20 protein-coding genes are annotated in these 19,478 nt (G+C 66.5%); 6 read left to right on the top strand and 14 right to left on the bottom strand.

The window, feature by feature from the left end:
* Positions 1-43: 43 nt before the first annotated feature.
* The 5 genes from phoU to pstS all read right to left on the bottom strand — a co-directional run bounded on the left by phoU (position 44) and on the right by pstS (position 4,630).
* Positions 44-745 (bottom strand): phosphate signaling complex protein PhoU, encoded by a 702-nt coding sequence (gene phoU, locus HTA01S_RS07165; protein ID WP_068168532.1) that lies wholly within the window; start codon positions 743-745, stop codon positions 44-46.
* A gap of 42 nt (positions 746-787) precedes the next feature.
* Complete coding sequence (gene pstB, locus HTA01S_RS07160; RefSeq protein ID WP_068168529.1) at positions 788-1,564, bottom strand: phosphate ABC transporter ATP-binding protein PstB; 777 nt, start codon at positions 1,562-1,564, stop codon at positions 788-790.
* Between the two features lie 56 nt (positions 1,565-1,620).
* The gene (pstA, locus tag HTA01S_RS07155; RefSeq protein ID WP_068168526.1) at positions 1,621-2,475 is read right to left on the bottom strand and encodes a phosphate ABC transporter permease PstA; all 855 of its coding nucleotides are present in this window, start codon (positions 2,473-2,475) and stop codon (positions 1,621-1,623) included.
* Between the two features lie 29 nt (positions 2,476-2,504).
* Positions 2,505-3,470 carry a phosphate ABC transporter permease subunit PstC gene (gene pstC, locus HTA01S_RS07150; protein WP_245638026.1) on the bottom strand — a complete coding sequence of 322 codons (966 nt, stop codon included), beginning with the start codon at positions 3,468-3,470 and terminating at the stop codon, positions 2,505-2,507.
* A 128-nt stretch (positions 3,471-3,598) separates the two neighbouring features.
* Positions 3,599-4,630 carry a phosphate ABC transporter substrate-binding protein PstS gene (gene pstS / locus HTA01S_RS07145; protein ID WP_068168519.1) on the bottom strand — a complete coding sequence of 344 codons (1,032 nt, stop codon included), beginning with the start codon at positions 4,628-4,630 and terminating at the stop codon, positions 3,599-3,601.
* A gap of 162 nt (positions 4,631-4,792) precedes the next feature.
* Here pstS and arsC point away from each other — a divergent pair, with 162 nt between their 5' ends.
* On the top strand, positions 4,793-5,227 hold the full coding sequence (gene arsC, locus HTA01S_RS07140) for an arsenate reductase (glutaredoxin) (protein WP_068168517.1): 435 nt from the start codon (positions 4,793-4,795) through the stop codon (positions 5,225-5,227).
* A gap of 45 nt (positions 5,228-5,272) precedes the next feature.
* On the opposite strand, the gene HTA01S_RS07135 is transcribed toward arsC, so the two are convergent.
* From HTA01S_RS07135 to HTA01S_RS07095, 9 genes are all read right to left on the bottom strand, one after another.
* The gene (locus HTA01S_RS07135) at positions 5,273-6,193 is read right to left on the bottom strand and encodes a cation diffusion facilitator family transporter (protein ID WP_068168514.1); all 921 of its coding nucleotides are present in this window, start codon (positions 6,191-6,193) and stop codon (positions 5,273-5,275) included.
* Positions 6,194-6,296: 103 nt separating this feature from the next.
* Complete coding sequence (locus tag HTA01S_RS07130) at positions 6,297-6,530, bottom strand: thioredoxin family protein (RefSeq protein WP_218017320.1); 234 nt, start codon at positions 6,528-6,530, stop codon at positions 6,297-6,299.
* Positions 6,531-6,533: 3 nt separating this feature from the next.
* On the bottom strand, positions 6,534-7,463 hold the full coding sequence (locus tag HTA01S_RS07125; protein ID WP_245638025.1) for an MBL fold metallo-hydrolase: 930 nt from the start codon (positions 7,461-7,463) through the stop codon (positions 6,534-6,536).
* A 55-nt stretch (positions 7,464-7,518) separates the two neighbouring features.
* Complete coding sequence (locus tag HTA01S_RS07120) at positions 7,519-8,544, bottom strand: permease (protein WP_157572010.1); 1,026 nt, start codon at positions 8,542-8,544, stop codon at positions 7,519-7,521.
* Between the two features lie 126 nt (positions 8,545-8,670).
* Positions 8,671-9,264, bottom strand: coding sequence for a TlpA family protein disulfide reductase (locus HTA01S_RS07115; RefSeq protein WP_084235925.1), 594 nt, complete (start codon positions 9,262-9,264; stop codon positions 8,671-8,673).
* Entirely contained in the window at positions 9,261-9,857 is a 597-nt protein-coding gene (locus HTA01S_RS07110) for a sigma-70 family RNA polymerase sigma factor (RefSeq protein WP_068168503.1), read from the bottom strand. The genes HTA01S_RS07115 and HTA01S_RS07110 overlap by 4 nt, the downstream gene beginning before the upstream one ends.
* Positions 9,858-9,962: 105 nt before the next feature.
* Positions 9,963-11,285: a sigma-54-dependent transcriptional regulator gene (locus tag HTA01S_RS07105; RefSeq protein WP_068168500.1), complete on the bottom strand. Its 1,323-nt coding sequence runs from the start codon at positions 11,283-11,285 to the stop codon at positions 9,963-9,965.
* The gene (locus HTA01S_RS07100; RefSeq protein WP_068168495.1) at positions 11,257-12,726 is read right to left on the bottom strand and encodes a sensor histidine kinase; all 1,470 of its coding nucleotides are present in this window, start codon (positions 12,724-12,726) and stop codon (positions 11,257-11,259) included. The genes HTA01S_RS07105 and HTA01S_RS07100 overlap by 29 nt, the downstream gene beginning before the upstream one ends.
* A 15-nt stretch (positions 12,727-12,741) precedes the next feature.
* Positions 12,742-13,560, bottom strand: coding sequence for a PhnD/SsuA/transferrin family substrate-binding protein (locus tag HTA01S_RS07095; protein ID WP_245638024.1), 819 nt, complete (start codon positions 13,558-13,560; stop codon positions 12,742-12,744).
* 290 nt (positions 13,561-13,850) lie between these two features.
* Between HTA01S_RS07095 and HTA01S_RS07090 the strand changes: the two genes are divergently transcribed.
* Genes HTA01S_RS07090 through HTA01S_RS07070 form a run of 5 tightly spaced genes read left to right on the top strand, consistent with a single transcriptional unit; the run spans position 13,851 to position 19,418 of the window.
* The gene (locus tag HTA01S_RS07090) at positions 13,851-14,561 is read left to right on the top strand and encodes a 4Fe-4S dicluster domain-containing protein (RefSeq protein ID WP_068168491.1); all 711 of its coding nucleotides are present in this window, start codon (positions 13,851-13,853) and stop codon (positions 14,559-14,561) included.
* A 12-nt stretch (positions 14,562-14,573) separates the two neighbouring features.
* On the top strand, positions 14,574-15,437 hold the full coding sequence (gene nrfD, locus HTA01S_RS07085; protein WP_068168489.1) for an NrfD/PsrC family molybdoenzyme membrane anchor subunit: 864 nt from the start codon (positions 14,574-14,576) through the stop codon (positions 15,435-15,437).
* Positions 15,438-15,457: 20 nt separating this feature from the next.
* Positions 15,458-18,097, top strand: a complete 2,640-nt coding sequence (locus HTA01S_RS07080) for a molybdopterin-dependent oxidoreductase (RefSeq protein WP_068168486.1) — start codon at positions 15,458-15,460, stop codon at positions 18,095-18,097.
* On the top strand, positions 18,094-18,963 hold the full coding sequence (locus HTA01S_RS07075) for a TorD/DmsD family molecular chaperone (protein ID WP_068168483.1): 870 nt from the start codon (positions 18,094-18,096) through the stop codon (positions 18,961-18,963). The genes HTA01S_RS07080 and HTA01S_RS07075 overlap by 4 nt, the downstream gene beginning before the upstream one ends.
* A 5-nt stretch (positions 18,964-18,968) precedes the next feature.
* Complete coding sequence (locus tag HTA01S_RS07070) at positions 18,969-19,418, top strand: hypothetical protein (protein ID WP_068168481.1); 450 nt, start codon at positions 18,969-18,971, stop codon at positions 19,416-19,418.
* The last annotated feature ends 60 nt before the right edge of the window (positions 19,419-19,478 follow it).

Below are 19,478 nucleotides of genomic sequence, written 5' to 3'. Positions count from 1 at the left end.
CCCAGGGGGGTGACGCGAAGCGGCGCGGGGGATGTTGTCCAGCTCATCCGACCACCGACTCCACTTTGTCCATGGACGTATGGCGCACATCCTCGCCCATCACGATGAAGATGATCTGCTCGGCGATGTTCTTTGCGTGGTCGCCCACGCGCTCGATCGATTTGGCCAGGAACAGCAGGTCCAGGCTGGGAGAGATCGTTCGGGGGTCTTCCATGATGTAGGTGATGAGCTTGCGCATGAAACCGTTGTACTCGTCGTCGATCTGGTGATCTTCCTTGATGATGGCCACGGCCATGGCGGTGTCGAGCCGGGCGAACGAATCCAGCGTCTTGCGCAGCAGGGCCGCCGCCAGATCGGCCGCCACACGCAGTTCCTTGCTCGGCAGATTGCGCGGCGAGCCGCTCTGGATGATGGATTTGACCATGCGGGCGATGCGCGCCACCTCGTCGCCGGCACGCTCCAGGTTCTGCGTGGTGCGCGAGATCGCCATCAGAAAACGCAGATCGCGCGCCGTGGGTTGCCGCCGGCCGATGGTGGAGATGATCTCGTGATCGATCTGCATTTCCATCTGGTTGATTTTCGCCTCGTTGGCCAGCACCTGGTCGGCCGACTCCGTGCTCAGGTTGACCAGCGCGTACACCGCCTGGTGCAGCTGCGATTCGACCAGCCCGCCCATTTCCAGGACGTGGGTGGAGATGGAGTTCAGTTCGGCGTCGAACTGGCTGGAGATGTGTTTGTCGCTCATGAAAGCACTCCCGTTGCACAAATGGATGAACCTTGGGCCATATCAACCAAACCGTCCGGTGATGTAGTCCTCGGTCTCTGTCTTGGTGGGTTTGAAGAAGATCTGTTCGGTGGCACCGAATTCGATCAGCTCGCCCAGGTACATGTAGGCGGTGTAGTCGCTGCAGCGCGCGGCCTGCTGCATGTTGTGCGTGACGATGGCGATGGTGTAGTCCTGCTTGAGTTCGTGCACCAGTTCTTCCACCTTGCCGGTGGAGATCGGGTCCAGCGCCGATGTCGGTTCATCGAGCAACAGCACCGAGGGCTTGACCGCCACGCTGCGCGCGATGCACAGACGCTGCTGCTGACCGCCGGAGAGCGACAGGCCGCTCTGGTGGAGCTTGTCCTTCACCTCGTTCCACAGGGCCGCCTTCGTCAGCGCCCACTCGACCCGGTCGTCCATGTCGTCGCTGCTCAGATTTTCGTAGAGCTTCACACCGAAGGCGATGTTGTCGTAGATCGACATCGGGAACGGTGTGGGCTTCTGGAACACCATGCCGATGCGCGCGCGCAGCAGGTTGATGTCCTGCTTGTCGTCCAGGATGTTCTGGCCGTAGAAGTTGATCTGGCCTTCGGCGCGCTGGCCTGGGTACAGGCTGTACATGCGGTTGAGCGTACGCAACAGTGTGGACTTGCCGCAGCCCGACGGGCCGATGAAGGCCGTGACCTTGCGTTCCTCGATGTCCATGTTGACCTGCTTGAGGCCCTGGAACTTGCCGTAGAAAAAGTTCAGGTTGCGCAGCTCCAGCGCGTTCTTGGCGGGCGTGGGGGTGGTGGTCATGGGTGAAATCCGGAAAAAGAGGGGATGTGCGGTGTGGGTGGCCGATCGGACGGGCCTCAGACGGTGTTCTTCTCGCGCAGGAACACGCGGGCCACGATGTTGAGCACCAGCACCGACAGGGTGATGAGCAGCGCGCCGCCCCAGGCCAGGCGGATCCAGTTGTCGTACGGGCTCATCGCAAACTGGAAGATCACCACCGGCAGGTTGGCCATGGGGCCGCTCATCTCGGTGCTGAAGAACTGGTTGTTGAGCGCGGTGAACAGCAGGGGTGCGGTCTCGCCGCTGATGCGGGCCACCGCCAGCAGCAGGCCGGTCATGACGCCGCTCTTGGCCGCGCGCAGCGTGACCATGGTCGCGACTTTCCAGCGCGGCGCGCCCAGCGCGAAGGCCGCTTCGCGCAGGCTGCCGGGTACCAGGCGCAGCATGTTTTCAGTGGTCCGCACGACCACAGGGACGGCGATCAGCGACAGCGCCAGCGAGCCCGCCCAGCCCGAGAAGGTGCCCATCGTGGCCACTGCGATGGCGTAGACGAACAGACCCAGCACGATGGACGGGGCCGACAGCATGATGTCGGTGACGAAGCGGGTCAGCTCGGCGGTCTTGCTCTGGTCGCCGTACTCGGCCAGGTACACCCCGGCCAGGATGCCGATCGGGGTGGACACCAGCACCGAAAAACCGACCATCAGCAGGCTGCCGACGATGGCGTTGGCCAGGCCACCGCCTTCGGTGCCCGGCGCGGGCGTGGAATGGGTGAACATGTTCCAGTCGAGTGCGGCAAAGCCGTTGCTGAACAGGACCGCCAGGATCCACATCAACACCACCAGGCCCAGCGCCATCGAGGCCATTGACAGACCCAGGCCCACCAGGTTGGACCAGCGGCGGCGGCGGTAGAGCGTTTGGTTGATTTCCATGATTTTTCTCGTCGATGGGGTGGGCGCGCTCAAAGGCCCTTGGCCTTTTCAGCCCGCAACAGCATCCACTTGGCCAGGCCGAGCACGATGAAGGTGATGACGAAGAGCAGGAAGCCCAGCGCGAACAGCGCGGAGATGTGGAAGTCTGCCGCCTCACCAAACTCGTTGGCCAGCGTGGACGCGATCGACGTGCCGGGCGAAAACAGCGAGGTGGGCATGCGGTTGGCATTGCCGATCACGAAGGTGACCGCCATGGTCTCGCCCAGCGCGCGGCCCAGCCCCAGCATGACCCCGCCGATCACGCCTTTCTGCGTGTAGGGCAGGACCACCTTGCGCACCACTTCCCATGTCGTGCAGCCCAGGCCATAGGCCGATTCACGCAGGATGGGCGGCACGATCTCGAACACGTCGCGCATCACCGCCGCCACGAAAGGCAGCACCATGAACGCCAGCACGATGCCCGCGGCCAGGATGCCGAAACCGTTGGTGCTGCCGCCGAACAGGAAGCCGATCAGGGGCATGCCGCCCAGCACGTTCTGCATCGGCACCTGGGCGTAGTCGGCGAACAGTGGCGCGAACACGAACAGGCCGAACATGCCGTAGATGATGGACGGCACGGCCGCCAGCAGCTCGATGGCGGTACCCAGCGGGCGGCGCAGCCAGGTGGGGCAGGTTTCGGTCAGGAACAGCGCGATGCCGAAAGCCAGCGGCACGGCGATCAGCAGTGCGATGGTGGCGCTGGCCAGGGTGCCCACGATGGCGATCGCGGCACCGAATTCTTCGTTGATGATGTCCCACTCAACGTACCAGATGAACTTCAGGCCGAATTTCTGGAACGCCGGCCAGGCGTTGACGAACAGCGAAACGATGATGCCCAGCAGGGCCATCAGCACCAGCAGCGAGAAGCCCTGGGTCAAACGGTGAAAAAAGATGTCCTGAAGCCGCTGCCTTCTGGCAATCGACTCCATGTTGGGGTTGCCCGTTTCAAGGGGCATGCTTGGCGCATTCATGGTTGTTCCCATGCTCATGTTGACTCCCGTCTGTGTGCTCCGAACCCACCACGAAACAGCATCCGCCGGCGAGCTCGGCGCCGGCCGGCGGATGCCTTGTCACTCGATCCGGTTTACTTCTGGACCTGGCTCCAGACCTTGGAGCGGATCTGGTCGGTCAGGGAGTCGGGCAGCGGCACGTAGTCCAGATCAGAAGCCAGTTGTTTGCCGCTCTTGAAGGCCCAGTCGAAGAACTTGAGCGCTTCGGCGGAGGCCGCCTTGTCGGCGGGCTGCTTGTACATCAGGATAAACGAAGCGGTGCTGACGGGCCAGCTGTCGGCGCCCTTGGCGTTCACCATGGACACGCCCATGCCCGGCACACTGAACCAGTCGGCACCGGCCGCGGCGGAAGCGAAGGTCTTGTCGTCGGGGCTGACGTACTTGCCATCGGCGTTCTGCAACTGCATGAAGTTCATCTTGTTCTTCTTCACGTAGGCATATTCCACGTAACCCAGCGCACCCTTGACGCGGTTGACGTTGGCGGCCACGCCCTCGTTGCCCTTGCCACCCACCGACGACGCGGCGGGCCACTTGACGGCGGCGCCCTTGCCGACCTTGTCCGCCCAGTCCTTGCTGACGGTCGTCAGGTAGTCGGTCCAGTTGTAGGTGGTGCCCGAGCCATCGGCGCGGTGCACGATGGTGATGGCCTGGTCGGGCAGTTTCTTGCCCGGGTTCAGCGCGGCCAGCTTGGGGTCGTTCCAGTTGCTGATGTTGCCCAGGAACATGTCGGCCAGCACGGGGCCGGTCACGCGCAGCTCGCCCGGCTTGAAGCCTTCGAGGTTGATCACGGGCACGGTGCCGCCAATGATGGCCGGGAACTGGATCATGCCGTCCTTCTCCAGCTCTTCACCCTTGACCGGGGCGTCCGAAGCGCCGAAGGTCACGGTCTTGGCACGGATCTGCTTGAGACCACCCGAGGAGCCGATCGACTGGTAGTTCAGGCCCGTGCCGGTGGCGGCCTTGTAGGCCTCGGCCCACTTGGCATAGACCGGGAACGGGAAGGTGGCGCCGGCACCGGTGATGTCGGCGGCCAGGGCAGCGCCCATGGCCATGGATGCGAATGCCGCGGCGGCGATGGTCTTCAGCAGGGTGCGTTTGGTGTTCATGGAAGTCCTCGTGTTGGTGGAAACAAATTCACAACCCGGACTCTAGGGACGCAATGTGACATCTCTGTGACAGTCACAAGACCGTTTCCGGAATCGGCCCGGGCCAGGCGCCACGCCTCAGGCCGGACGCCGATACACTGCTCAGCCCATTTGGAGCCCGCCATGAACACCGTCACGATTTACCACAATCCGAAATGCGGAACCTCCCGCAACACGCTCGCGATGATCCGCAACAGCGGCACCGAGCCCGAGGTGATCGAATACCTGAAAACCCCGCCCGACCGCCCCACCCTGCTGCGGCTCATGGCCGACGGCGCCCTGACAGCGCGCGAGCTGCTGCGCGGCAAAGAGGCCCTGTGCAAGGAACTGGGGCTGGACGATCCCGGGCGCACCGACGAGGAACTGATCGCCGCCATGCTGGCCCACCCGATCCTGATCAACCGCCCCATCGTCGTCACGCCGCTCGGGACGCGCCTGTGCCGTCCCTCAGAGCAGGTGCTGGACATCCTGCCCCAGCCGCAGCGCGGCGCGTTTGCCAAGGAAGACGGCGAGCCGGTGGTGGACGCCGCCGGGCAGCCGCTCAAGACCGCCCGCTGAAGCAAGGCGCCCCAGCGTGCCGACCCGGTGCGCCGGCCGGGTGCGTCACAGGGCGCGCACGTCGCCGCACAGCGACATGAAGGGCTCGCGCACGGTCTGCAGCGTCACGTGGGTGATCTCGAAGCGCTCGTGCAGCAGATCGGTGGCGGCGCGGTAGAACGCATCGTCGGGATGGCCCTGGGGGGTGACCAGATGGGCCGTCATGGCGATCTGCGAGGTGCCCATGGCCCAGACATGCAGGTCGTGCACCTGCGTCACACCGGGCAGGGCCAGCAGGCTCTCACGCACCGCCAGCAGGTCCACGCTGTCGGGCACGCCGTCAAACAGCAGGTGCAGCGACTGCCGGAACAGGCTCCAGGTGCTCCACAGGATGACGCCTGCGATCAGCAGGCTCACCACCGGGTCGAGCCAGGCCCAGCCCACCCACAGCGTGAGTGCCCCGGCCACCACCACGCCGGCCGACACCAGCGCGTCCGCGGCCATGTGCACAAACGCACCGCGAATGTTCAGATCCGTCTCGCGCCCACGCATGAACAGCCACGCGGTGGCCGCATTGATCACGATGCCCACGCCGGCAACGGCCATGATGGTCACGCCCTGTGCGCCCGCCTGCGGGTCGGGCGACATCAGCCGTCCCACCGCCTCCCAGACCAGTGCGCCGATGGCCACCAGCAGCAGCAACGCGTTGGCGAAGGCCGCCAGAATGCTGCCCCGCTTCCAGCCGTAGGTGTGGCGTGCGTCCGGCCGCAGCCGGCCCGCCAGCGCGCCGCCCCAGGCCAGCACCAGCCCGGCCACATCGCTCAGGTTGTGGCCGGCGTCGGCCAGCAATGCCAGGGAATTGACCCGCCAGCCGTAAAAGGCCTCGATCGCCACGAAGGCCAGGTTCAGCCCGATGCCGATGGCGAAGGCCCGGTTGAAGCTGGCGGGCGCGTGGTCGTGGTGGTGCTGGTCGTGGCCGGTGTTCATGCCGATGTTTTTTGCTGTCGTGATGGGTCGAGCATCGCACGCCGGAGCGTCGCGTCAAGCCGGGCCGCCGCAACCCGGGCCCCGGCGCCAAGTTCTCAGCCGTTCAGGCGCCGAACCACTGCTCGATCTTCTCGCGGCTGGGCACACCGCCGGCGTGCACCACCTGGCCGTTGATGACCACGCCGGGCGTGCTCATGACACCGTAGCCCATGATGTCGCGCAGCGCTTCCACCTTCTCCAGCTGGACCGCCACACCCTTGGCTTTCGCCACCTGCTCGATCAGCGCGATGGTGTTCCTGCAGTTGGTGCAACCGGTTCCGAGTACCTTGATGTCCATGATTCACTCCTGTTCCATTTCGAGATAGGTGAGGTTGGCCAGCTGGGGCAGCCAGATCTCCACGTGTTTGAGGTGCCTGAAGGGTGCGGCGTCGAAACGCTTCACGGCGGTCCCGAGGTCGGTCCCCTCCTCCACCGCCTGGCCCATGTGAGCGCGCAGGGCCCTGAGCAGCTTGCCGGTGTCGGCCTGGGCCTTCGCCAGCGTGGTCACACTGCCGTGACCCGGCACCACGACCCTCGGGTTCAGCGCCTCCAGCGCTTCAAACGACTCCAGCCAGGTTTTGGTCTTGCTCACCGGGTGCAGGCCCAGGATTCGGTCCACATAGACCACGTCGCCGGTGAAGACCACGCCGCTCTGCGGCAACCAGACCAGGCTGTCGCCCGGCGTGTGGCCGCCATGGCGGTGCACCACCTGCACGGCCACGCCGCCCAGGTCCAGCGTGGTGTCGGCGTCCTTGAGCCAGCGCGTGGGCAGCACGATCTGGGTGCCGTCCATCTTTTCTTTCAGCACCGGTGCGTTGGCGCGCAGGTGCTCCGGGCCGCGGGCCTTCATGTCGGCCTCGGCATTGGCGTGCGCCATGATTTCCGCGCCCTGCGCCTTGAAGTAACCGTTGCCCAGCCAGCGGTGGTCCTGCCCGCCGGTGTTGATGACCCACCGGATGGGCTGCGCCGTGACCTTCTTCGCAGCGTCGGCGATCTGCTTCGCGCCCTGCAAGCTGGCGCCGCTGTCGATCAGCAAAGCCCCGGCGGGCGTGACCACCAGGCCGATGTTGGCGTTGAGGGCTTCGTTCTCGTAGGTTCGACCCTCGATGTCGCCGACGTGGGCGTACACGTTGGGGGCGACGGGTTTGAAGACGATCTCCACCGCCTGGGCCAGGCCGCTCCACAAGGTGGTGCATGACAGGCCCAAGGCCCACAGAAAGGGTTTCAACACGGTCAGGGTCTCCTTGAATTGTCCGGAAAGAATCGCCACCAGCAGACGCCCGCCGTCAGAGCAAGGCGTTGAACACAAAACCCACCAGCAGGATGCCGCTGGCCACCACCGCAACGAAGGTGGCGATCAAGCGCAGCTTCAGCACCTTGCGCAGAATGATCATCTCGGGCAGCGAGAGCGCGATCACGCTCATCATGAAAGCCAGCACCGTGCCCAGGGCCGCCCCCTTGGCCAGCAGCGCCTGCACGATCGGGATCACGCCGGCCGCGTTGGTGTACATGGGCACGCCCATGAGCACCGCCAGCGGCACCGACCACCAGGCATCCTTGCCCATGAAGCTGGCCATGAACGATTCGGGCACGTAGCCATGGATCAGGGCCCCGATGGCGATGCCCGCCAGGATGTAGGGCCAGACCTTGCCCACGATCTCGCGCACGGCGGCAAAGCCCGCCTGCACGCGGTCGGCCAGCGTGGCGCCGCTGTCTTCAAACCGGGCCGAGGTGCGGGGCATGTCGCGCACCCAGCCTTCCAGATGCGCCTCCATCTTCAACCGTCCGATCACCCAGCCGGCCACGATGGCCACCGACAGCCCCAGGCCCAGATACAGCAGCGCGACCTTCCAGCCAAACATGCCGAACAGCAGCGTGAGCGCCACCTCGTTGACCATGGGCGCCGAAATCAGGAACGAGAAAGTCACCCCCAGCGGCACGCCCGCCTGCACGAAGCCGATGAACAGCGGCACCGCCGAGCAGGAGCAGAACGGGGTCACGATGCCCAGCAACGCCGCCATGACGTTGGCCACGCCTTCGGACCGGCCCGCCAGCAGCGCGCGGGTGCGCTCGGGCGTGAAGTAGCTGTTGACCATGCCCATGACGAACACCACGCCGGTGAGCAGCAGCAAGACCTTGGGGGTGTCGTAGAAGAAGAATTGCAGCGCGCTGCCGAGGTGGCTCTGGCGGTCCACCGGCAAGGCCGCCACCAGCGCTTCGGAGCCCGGCAGCAAGGTCTGGTACAGGGCGAACCAGACCAGCGCAGCCACGATCAGGAAAGCGACTGGCTGCCGCATCGGCCAGCGAGCCATGGGCGAGGGAGAAGCCGAGGTGTTCATGCCGCAGAAGACGCGGCACCTCGCCAAAAGATGCAGGTCGGCTCAGGAAATGATGGAAGCCGGCCCGCCCGCGGTCCGTCCGTCCACAGACATCCAGCCTCAGACCAGCCCGGCGATGGCCTCCACGTCTTCGGCAAACATCTGGCCCTTTTCGGCCAGCACCAGCCGGCCATCGCGCCCGCGCAGCAGGGTGATGGGCAGTCCACGCGGCTTGGGGAAGGCCTTGCGCCAGTCTGGGCTGGCCCAGGCGGCGGGGAAGCTGTAGCCCTTCTTTTTCAGATAGGCCACGGCGTCTTCGGGTTGGCGGTCGATGGACAGGGCCACCATCTGCAGCCCCCGGGCCTTCTGGCTTTGCCAGAGCTGGTCCATGCTCGGGCTCTGCAGCGCGCAGAACGGGCAGGTGCTGGACCACCAGTACACCAGCAGCGGCCGGCCCTCGGCCTGGGCCGGCTCGAACACCGAGCCGTCGAGCAGAGCGATGCGCGGCAGCTTCAGCTCGCTGCCCAGCACGGGCAGCGGTGGCGCCTGGGCTTCCTCGGCGGCTGCCGACACCGGCTGGGCCCAGGCTGCGGGCCACGGGCTGGCCAGCACAGCGGCGGCACCACCCAGCCAGACGCGGCGAGTCCACCGGGCACGCAGGTTGTCGGGCACGGCGTTCGGCTGGGGACGGGGGGCGGTTTCGGGTCGGGTCATCGGAAATCCTGGGGTTCCTGGGGTGCTCCACCAGCGCGGCCCACCGGGGCGGGCAACGGTGGCCGGGGCACAAAATCGTCCACACGGCCAGCTTCGTCAAACGAGACCTGGCAGGCCGTGGTCATACGCTCGCGCATGCGTTGGCGGGCCCGCTGCACGCGGGACTTGGCCGCTGGCAGGCTCAGGTTCTTGAGCCGGGCAAAGTCCCCCTGCGCCATGCCCTGCAGATCGCACAACTGAATGGCCTCGCGGTCCTGCGGGTCCAGCTCGGACAACACGCGCGGCAGGCAGGCCTGGGCCAGCGTGTCCACCGGGTCGGTGTGTTCGACCGGCGCGGGCAGCTCGTCCAGGCCCTCGGGCAGGGGCAGGCTATCGCGCGACACACGCAGGCGGTCGGTGAGGGCATTGCGGGTGACCTCAAACAGCCAGGCCCGCGGCTGCCCGATGGCGCTGAACCGTTCGCCCTGGCGCAGGGTCTTGAGAAACACGTCCTGCAGCAGATCGTCCACCTCGCTCTTCACCGGCGCGCGCGCGAGCAGCCAGCGGCGCAGCTCGGCTTCGTGGCGGGACCAGACGGACAACAGGGTGTTCATGTCGGCGAAATCATGGGCCAGCGGTGGCTGGGCAGCTTCATGTCAATGTCAACGCGTAAATATAAGCGTTTGGCTATTGAACACGCTGACCATGGTCTTTCCCGGCTACGCGTTGATCGCCAAGCGTTTCATCTTCTCCCACAGCGTCTTGCGCGAAATGCCCAAGGCGTCGGCACTCTTGCCCACACTGCCCTCGCAGTGGTCCAGCGCCTTGCGGATGTGCATGCGCTCGGCGTCTTCCACCACCGACTGCAGCGACGGCAGGGTCTCGGCCGCAGGCGCCACGTCCGCAGCTTCGGGTACCGCGCCCCCGCTGAGCACGATGGGTTTGTCCAGCACGCCGCCGTCGCTCATGACCACGGCCTGCTCCAGGTAGGCGCGCAGCTCGCGCACGTTGCCGCGCCAGTTGCGCGCCATCAGGTCGCGCAGAAAGAGCTCGGACATGGCGATCGGTATGCCCTGCTCCGCGGTGATCTGCTGCAGGATCAGCTCGGTCAGCCAGCGGATGTCCTCCGGGCGCTCGCGCAGCGGCGGTATGGCGATGCGGATCACGGCCAGGCGGTAGAACAGGTCTTCGCGGAAGCGGCCCGCGAGCATGTCGGCGTACAGGTCGCGGTTGGTGGCCGCGATGATGCGGAAGTCGCTGTGCGTGGTGCGCTCGGAGCCGAGCCGGAAGAAACACCGCTCCTGCAGCACCCGCAGCAGCTTGGCCTGCATGCTGGCGGGCAGGTCGCCCACCTCGTCGAGGAACAGGGTGCCGCCGTGGGCCCGCTCCACGAAGCCCTTGTGCGCGCGCTGGGCGCCGGTGAAGGCGCCCTTCTCGTAGCCGAAGAACTCCGCCTCCATCAAGGACTCGGGCACCGCGGCGCAGTTCACCGGCACGAAGTCGGCCTTCTTGCTGCGCGGGTCCAGGCCATGGATCATCTGGGCCACCACCTCCTTGCCCACGCCCGACTCGCCGGTCAGCAGCACCGAGGTCTTCTGCGGCGCCAGCTTGCGCACCAGTTCCTCCACCCGGCGCATGGCGGGCGAGATGCCCAGCACGGCCTGCGCCGGCGCGCGCGCGCTCGACACCAGCGCATCGAGCACCAGGGCCACCAGCTTCTCGATGTCGAAGGGCTTGGTCAGGTACTCGCGTGCGCCGGCGTGCAGCGCACTCACCGCCTCGTTCACGCTGCCGTAGCCAGTGAGGAAGAACCAGGGGATCAGGCGGCTGGGCTGCGGCAGCTGGGTGAACCACTCGGTGGCCAGGCCATCGGGCAGGCGCACGTCGCTGACCACGGCGCCCCAGGGTTGTTCGATGTGGATCCAGGCATCGGCCAGGCGGCGAAACCAGCTCACCTCGACACCCTCCAGTTCGAAGCGTTGCACCAGCGACTCCCCCAGGATGAGGTCGTCTTCAATCAGCAGCAGTTTTTGGGTCGTCATGGTGGTGTTGTCTGGGGAGCCAGAAGCTCAGGCTGGTGCCAAACGGCGGGGGGATGGCGTCCGGCTCGGTGGCGGAGAAACCACCGCCGTAGCGCACGGCGAATTCGTGGCAGATCCACAGGCCGAAACCGCGTGGATCGTTGCGGTCTTCGGTGTTGAGCCGCTGCTCCAGGTCTTCGCCCGACAGCACCCGCCCGGTGTTGGCCACAGCGAAGCGCACGGCCTGCGCGTCGGAGCTCAGCACGGCGTGGACCTGCCCGCCCTCGCCCGCGGCCTTGATGGCGTTGAGCAGCAGGTTGAGCATGACCTGGCGGTACACCGTGGAGGGCACACACAGGTCGGCCCGGTTGTCCAGCGCCGAGGTGACCACGACACTGTGCAGCGCGGCGGTCGCGCGCGCCAGGGTGATGACATCGTCCAGATCGGTCTCGGTCATGCAGCGGTCTTCCACCCTGGCCTGGGGCAACAGGGCGGCGGTCATGGTGCGGATCTGCTGCAGGCCGCGCTCGATCAGGTCCACGGCGCGCAGGCGCGCGTCGGGCACGTCACCGTGCAGCCGCAGCGTGCGCGTGGCGGTGAGCAGACCGGCCAGCGGGTTGTTGATCTCGTGCGCCACCGCCGCCGTGATGCGGCCCACGGCGGCCAGCCGCTCGGCCGAGAGCGCGCGCTGCTCGTTGGCCTGGCGCACCGACATCTCGGCCAGCAGGCGCCGCACCGCGCCGGCGATGCGACCGAGTTCGGGGTCCGTCACCTGGGGCACCAGGCGCTGCAACACCGGCAGGTCCACCCGTCCGATCAGGGCGATGCTGCTGGCGATCTGCGCCACCGGCTGCGCCATGCGCCCGCCCACGAACCAGCCCAGTGGCACCAGCACGACCACGGCCAGCGCCGCTCCGATCAGCGCAGGCATCGCCAGCGCGGCCCAGTGGGGAGCGAACGCGGCGGCGTCCACCTCGGCATAGACAAAGCCGATGACTTTTTCATCGTCGCTTCGGATCGGCTGGATCAGGGCCATGCTGCCGTCGCCCGCGTCCAGCGCCTGCGTGGTCGGCACGTCTTTGCCGGGGGGCAGGCGGCGGCCGTTCACGGCCACGCCCAGGGCCTGGTCGCCCGTGGGCAGGCGGCGCGGATCGGACCCCGCGAGGAAACGCCCTTCCGCGTCCAGGATGGCGGCGCGCGCATGGCCCTTGCTGGCATCCGGCAGCAGGGCCGCCGTGTTGCGCAGCAGCGCGTAGGCGCCCCAGGTGTCCTCGGCCACCAGCAGCGGGCGCCCCTGGGCCACCAGCAAGGCGGTGACCCTCTCGACGGTGCTGACGATCTCCTGGCGCGCGCTGCGGGCGGAAATCTGGGCCGCCACCACGCTCACCAGCAGCACCGACAAGGTCACGGCCAGCGCCAGGCCCAGCGGTATCTGGATGCGGTAGGGCAGTCGCGGCAGCATGGTTCAGCAGGAAGTTCAGGCGCGCACGGCGCCCACGCTGAGGGCCAGCGCCTTGATGGAATCGAACAGCGCGGGCGCGGCGCTGGAAAAACCGTTCAGGTTCAGCGCGCGCAGCAGCGCCTGCCCTGCGGCGTCCTCGTGCATGCGCATCAGCGCGCCGCCCAGGGCCAACAGTGCAGCGCCGTGGGCACCGGCGCGCACCACCATGGGCGGGAACGCGTAGAAGTCGGACTTCCAGACCACCTCGGTGTTCGCGGCCGAGGCCATCTTCTGCAACTGCATGGTTTCCCAGACGTAGCCATCAATGCAGCCCGCGTGCGCCAGACCAATGGCCACCGCCTCGGCCACGTTGCGGTGGCTGTGGGCAAAGAACGAGCGCCGCAGATCCCGCTGGCTCAGCCCGGCAGCGCGCAACTGCGCCTGGGCCACCAGCCAGCCCGAGTTCGACAGCGGATCGGAGTACGCCAGCACGCTGTTTTTCAGGTCGCCCCAGCCCCGTGGGCCGGAAGCGCCGCCCCGGGTGCGGATCAGGTAGGACTGGTAGAGCGGCTCGCCCCGGTACAGCGGCACCGCCAGCAGTTCCAGCTGGGCCTGGTGGCGCACATAGGGGTAGCCACAGATCCAGGCGGCGTCCAGCTGGTCGGAGAACAACAGATCCAGGATCGCCTGGTACGACTCCCTGGCCACGAAAACCACCGGCGCCCCCACACGCTCGGACAGGTACTCGCTCCAGCGCGCCAGGAACGCGGCCTGGTCGGCCAGGATCACCGCCGTCAGGCCCACGCGCAGTGGCGCCACCGTCTGCGCGCGCGCGCCGAACAGCGTCAGGGCCATCGCGGCCCCCAACCCCAAGCTTTCCCGACGTCGCATCCAGCGTTCCCCGCGTGACCGAAACAGGCCCGCAGTAGATAACGATTTCGTAACACCGCCGCCCCGGAGAAACCCTAGCCACGTTTCGTTTTCGTAACCACCGGGCCAGCCGCGCGGGCAGCGCCATGCCGCGTCTCCAGAGGGAAAAAGGCCCCGAACACCCACCAGGTGGGTGGTGGCACGCGAGTTGCGCAAAAGAAGCTGCAAGACACGCCCGAAACAAGAACCCCCACACCATCCCAGGAGACACATCGATGAGTGAAGCAACAAGCACCTCGTCCCCGGCGGCGGGAGGCAAAGCCGCCAAGAAGCGGTACGCCATGGTCGTCGACACCCGCCGCTGCATCGGCTGCATGGCCTGCCAAGTGGCCTGCAAGGCCGAGTACGACACGCCGCTGGGCGTCAACCGCACCTGGGTGCCGTACAAGGTCACCGGCAAATACCCGAACGTCTCGCGCAAGTTCCTGCCGCGGCTGTGCAACCACTGCGAAGACCCACCGTGCGTGCGCAACTGCCCGGTGGAAGCCACCTTCGTGGTGGAAGACGGCGGCTTCGTGCTGCAGCGCTACGAGCGCTGCATCGGCTGCCGCAGCTGCATGGCCGCCTGCCCCTACAACGCGCGCTTCATGCTGCCCTCGCACCGCACCTACACGCCCATCACCAACGTGGTGGACAAGTGCACCTTCTGCTTCCACCGCGTGACGCAGAACCTGGTGCCGGCCTGCGTGCAGACCTGCATTGGCCGCTCGCGCGTGTTCGGCGACATCAACGACCCCAACAGCGAGGTCTCCTACCTGATCGCGAAGAACCCGACCCAGGTGCTGCGCCCGGAACAGGGCACCAAGCCGCACGTGTTCTACATCGGCGCCGACCGCAACCAGACCGAGTTTGGCCGCGAGGGCTACCAGAAGCTTGAGGTGATGGAGCAGGAACGCTCCGCCTTCAAAAAACACTTCAATCTGTAAGGAGCACACACCATGGGTGAATACGTCTGGTTCCACGATGTGTCGTGGCATTCGAGCTACGCGATCTACTTCTTCGTCATCGGCATCCTCGCCGGGCTGTCTTTCCTGTCCTACGGCTCCTGGCTGACCCCGGCCCTGCGGCCCCTTCGCGAGAAGGCGGCCTACATCTCCGTCGTGCTGCTGGTGCTGGGCGGCGCGCTGCTGATCGCCGACCTGTCGCAGCCGCTGCGTTTTCTCAACACGCTCAACCCGATGTACATACACTTCACCTCGCCCCTGGCCTGGGGCGCGCTGAACATCACGGCGTTCGGCATCGCCTCGGTGCTCTACATCCTGGCCCTGCGAAAGGGCGACGAGAAACGCGGCAAGCTGCTGGCCACCATCACCGCCCTGCTGGCCCTGGGCCTGCCGGTCTACACCGGCTTCGACCTCTCGGTGCACCAGTCGCGCCCGGTCTGGAGCACGCCGGCGATGCCGGTGCTGTTCGTGGCGCTCGCCATTGCCTCGGGCTCCGCGGTGGGCTCGCTGCTGGCGGGTTCCAACGCCGCGGCGCAGAAGGTCCTGCGCGACTTCATGCTGTGGTCCACGGCAGCGGTGGGCGTGGTGCTGGTGGCCATCCTGGGCACCACCCACTACGGCGGCGTGGCCGATGAGCTGACCTTCCAGATCCTCACCAGCGGAAACATGGGTCTGGTGTTCGTGGGCCTGGGACTTCTGGCCGGCATTGCCGCGCCCATGGCGCTGATGCTGCTGGTGCCAGTGGGCCAACAGACCCGGGGCTTGCTGATGCTCTCGGCCGTGCTCATCCTGATCGGAAGCGCCGCGCTGCGCTACGCCATCCTGATGGCGCCCCAACAACTGCAGACCCTGTACTAACCGCCAGAGAGGACCCCACCATGAAACTCCCCAGCCTCAAGCGCCGCACATTCCTCCAGGTCGGTGCCGGCACGGGTGCTGCCGCCGCCACGGCGCCGCATCTGCTCCACGCCATGGAGAACGACCTCGGCGGCAAGGACATCGGCCCCGTCACCGCCGTGGAACGCCGCGCCGTGCCCACCAACTGCCACGTCTGCAACATCCAGGACGGCGCGATCGCCTACCTGGAGAACGACCGCGTGGTCAAACTCGAAGGCAACCCCGAACATGTGTCCACCCGCGGGCGCCTGTGCGCCAAGGGCAATTCGGGCATGTGGTACAGCTACGACCCGGATCGCATCCTCTACCCGCTCAAGCGCGTGGGCGCGCGGGGCGAAGGCAAGTGGAAGCGCATCACCTGGGACGAGGCGCTGACCGAACTGGCGGGCAAGCTCGACGCGGCCCTGAAGGAAGACCCGAACACCATCATGTTGAAGTACGGTCGCAACCGGACCGGCGGCAGCATCGACCGTTTCATGAAGACGCTCGGTTCGGCCACCGTGGTGAACCACACCTCGGTCTGCGAATCGTCGAAGAAGGTGGGCATGGAGCCGACCTGGGGGCCGGACATCGAGACGCCGGACTTCGCCAACGCCAAGTACGTGCTGAACTTCGGCTCCAACGTGCTGGAAGCGTCCTACTTCCATAACCCGCTGTCGCAGCGGGTGACCGAAGGCCGGATCGACAACCAGATGAAGATCGTGACCTTCGACGTGCGCCTGTCGAACACCGCGGGCTTCTCGGACGAGTGGATTCCGGTCTTCCCGGCCACCGACGGGGCGGTCGCCCTGGCCATCGGCCACGTCATCCTGCGCGAGGACCTGCAGGATTCGGACTTCATCAACAACTGGACCAATGTCACGGTCGCCGAACTCAAGGCGCACTACCAGCAATACACGCCGGAATGGGCCTCGAAGATTTCCGGTGTGCCGGTCGAGACCATCGAGCGCATCGCCCGCGAGTTCGCCACCACCAAGCCGGCCACCTTGTTCACCTACCGCGGCCCGGCCAAGCACCTGTATGGCTCGTACAACGAGAAGGCCTGCATGATGCTGCCGATCATGACGGGCAACGTCGAGAAGAAGGGTGGCTACTGCCTGCCGCGCGGTATGGGCTGGCCGCAGCCGATGCCCGAGCCCGGCAAGCCCGCGAAGGATTCCTACCTGTCGCACCCACCGGACTACCCGCTGGCCGCGCACAAAGTCAGCCATCTGGTGCCCTTCTGGATCGCCGAGGGCAAGCAGAAGATCAACGTCTACTTCACCTACCAGGACAACCCGGTCTACACCAACCCGGGCTCGATGGCGGTCTGGGGCAAGCTGTTCAAGGACGAGAAGCTGATTCCTTACCTCGTTTCGATGAGCCCCTTCATGGGCGAGGAAACGGCGCTCGCCGACCTGATCCTGCCCGATTGTCCCTACCTCGAACGCTGGGAGCCGGAGTCGATGCCCAACTCGCTCTGGCCGTGGCTGGGCATCCGCCAGCCGGTGCACAAGTCGCTCGGCGAATCGCGCGAAAACCGCGTGATGCTGCGCGACATCATCCACAAGCTCGACCCGGACGGCGCGCGCGGCATGAAGCAGTTCTGGAATTTCAAGGACGGCGAAGACTACATGCGCCACCACTTCGACAACGTGCCCGGCCTGAAGGAGGCCGGCGGCCTGAACTTCCTCAAGCAGCACGGCGTCTGGCCCATCTACGGCTCGCTCAACCCCAAGACGGGCAAGGTGTCGGACAAGACCGGGCGCGAAATCCAGGCCGAGTACGGGCTGTTCCAGAAGGAACTCTCCGCCGCCGACATGGCCGGCGCCACCGTCGAGAAGGACGGCACCATCACCAAGGGCGGCAAGGCCATCGGCGTGCAGCGGGGCGGCAAGAACTGCGTGGGATTCCCGACCGGCAACCGGCTGATCAACGTGCGCGTGGACCAGTGGGCCGAATACGGCTTCAACCCGATGCCGACCTTCAAGCGCATCCCGTGGCACGAAACCATGAAGGACGACGAGCTGATCCTCTCGACCTTCAAGCTCAACGTGCACAAGCAGTCGCGCACGGCTGCCGTCAAATGGCTGGCCGAGATCGCCCACAGCAACCCGGCCTGGATGAACCCCGAGACGGCCGCGAGGCTGGGCGTGAAGACCGGCGACCTGGTGCGCATCGACAGCCCGGTCGGCCATCTGGTGACCAAGGCCTATGTCACCGAAGGCATCCACCCCAAGGTGGTGTCCATTCCCACCGGCTTCGGCCACTGGGAATACGGCCGCCTGGCCACACTCAAGCACAAGAGCGCGAAAGGCGATGCCAGCCACGGCCAGGACGACCCCGATCTTGCCAACGTCTGGTGGGACGACAAGGGCGTGCACCCGAACAACATCATCCCGGTGGTGGCCGACCCGATCGGCGGCTCGCAGGGCTGGTACGACACGGTGGTGAAGGTCACCAAGGCCGGACCCGATGACCGGTATGGCGACAGCGAAGGGAACTGGGAAAAGCACGTGGAAGCCTTCAAGGAAACCATGCGCTACGCCTACACCGGCGACCTGCACCGCAAGATGCACCCCGAGATGGCGTCGTGGGCGGGGCCCGAGAGCGTGAAGCACCCGGCCGGGGGCGGACATTGATCGCCGCCGCCTTCGCCCTGGACGAGCCGCTGGCGGCCGAACCAGCGGTGGCCGAGCCGGCCCTCGGCGGTGAGGCGCTGCGCGCGGAGTGCCTGGCCCGTGCCGACCTGTACCGCATCCTGGCCGGCGTGTTCGTCGAGGAGCCCTCACCCGGATTCCTCGCCGCGCTGCGCGAGCCGGCCATGCTGCAGGCGCTGCAAGACGCCAACCTGGATTTCGGTGCCGACTTCCTGGCCAGCGATCTGCCCGCGCTGGCCGAGACGCTGGCCTGCGAGTACGCCACACTGTTCGCCTCGTCGGGTGGTTTTCCGCCCATCGAGTCGGTGCGCCTGACCGGGCGTTTCAAGCAGGAACCGCATTTCCAGATGGCCGCGCTGTACCAGCGCCTGGGTTTCGAACAGGTCAAAGGGCGCTTCGAGGTGTTTCCCGACCAGCTGGGCATGGAGCTGATGTTCGTGGCCGAACTGCTCACGCGCGCGGCCAGCGCGCTCGCGCAGGACGACCAGGCCGCCTACCGCGAACTGGACAAAGAGATCAAGCGCTTCTGGACGCTGCACCTGGGGCGCTGGGTGCGTGGCTACAGCGGCCTGATCGCCCGCGCGTCGAACCACTCGTTCTACCGCGAGATGGCGCGTTTTCTGGGCGGCTTCGCGGTGGAGGAAATCGCGGCCATGGGCCTGAACCACCTGAACGATCTGGACCAGGGCCAGCTGGAGGTGCCCAAGTCGGAGATCCAGCTGGAGTTCAACCCCGACGAGCCCGTATGCGGCGAATGCCCGCCGGGCCTGGCCGAACGCGGCGCGGCCGCCACCGGCGCACGCGTGATTCCGATCACGCCCCTGCGCGATCTTCAACTCGGAGACTAGGCACCATGTTGCTCGATCTGCAAGCGCGCCCCATCCTGCCCCCGGACCGCCAAGTGCTGTCCGAGCTGGACTGGGGCGAGGTCGCCACCCTGTGGAACAACAACGAGCTGGGCGCCCTGCACGACTGGCTCAATGAACGCTGGTCGCGCCTGATCCGCAACAGCGTGCTGGGCCAGTCGGACCCCGAGGCCGAGCTGCTGCAGGCCCTCGCGTTCGCCACCCTGGCGCTGTTCTTCACCCAGAACCAGAACCAGGAAGGCGCACTGCTGATGCTGGACGACGCGCTGATCGCGCTCGGCAAGTACCGGCCGGCGTACCTGGGCGTAAGGATCGAGCCGATCTACGCCACGCTGCAGGAACTGCGCCCCATGCTCGTGGGGCTGGCACCCAACGCGGACTGCCCCATGTGGCCCTTCGTGTACCCGAAGTTCGAATTCGACCGGGCCAACCCATGAGCGCCGCGCCGGGCCGCTCCCAAGCAAGCTCGCACCGCAGTGCGCAGCACGGAGCTTATC

This window comes from Hydrogenophaga taeniospiralis CCUG 15921 (assembly GCF_001592305.1).
GTDB lineage: Bacteria > Pseudomonadota > Gammaproteobacteria > Burkholderiales > Burkholderiaceae_C > Hydrogenophaga > Hydrogenophaga taeniospiralis.
The sequence above is the reverse complement of the archived record's forward strand: the minus strand, read 5'-3'. Positions and strand labels throughout refer to the sequence as shown.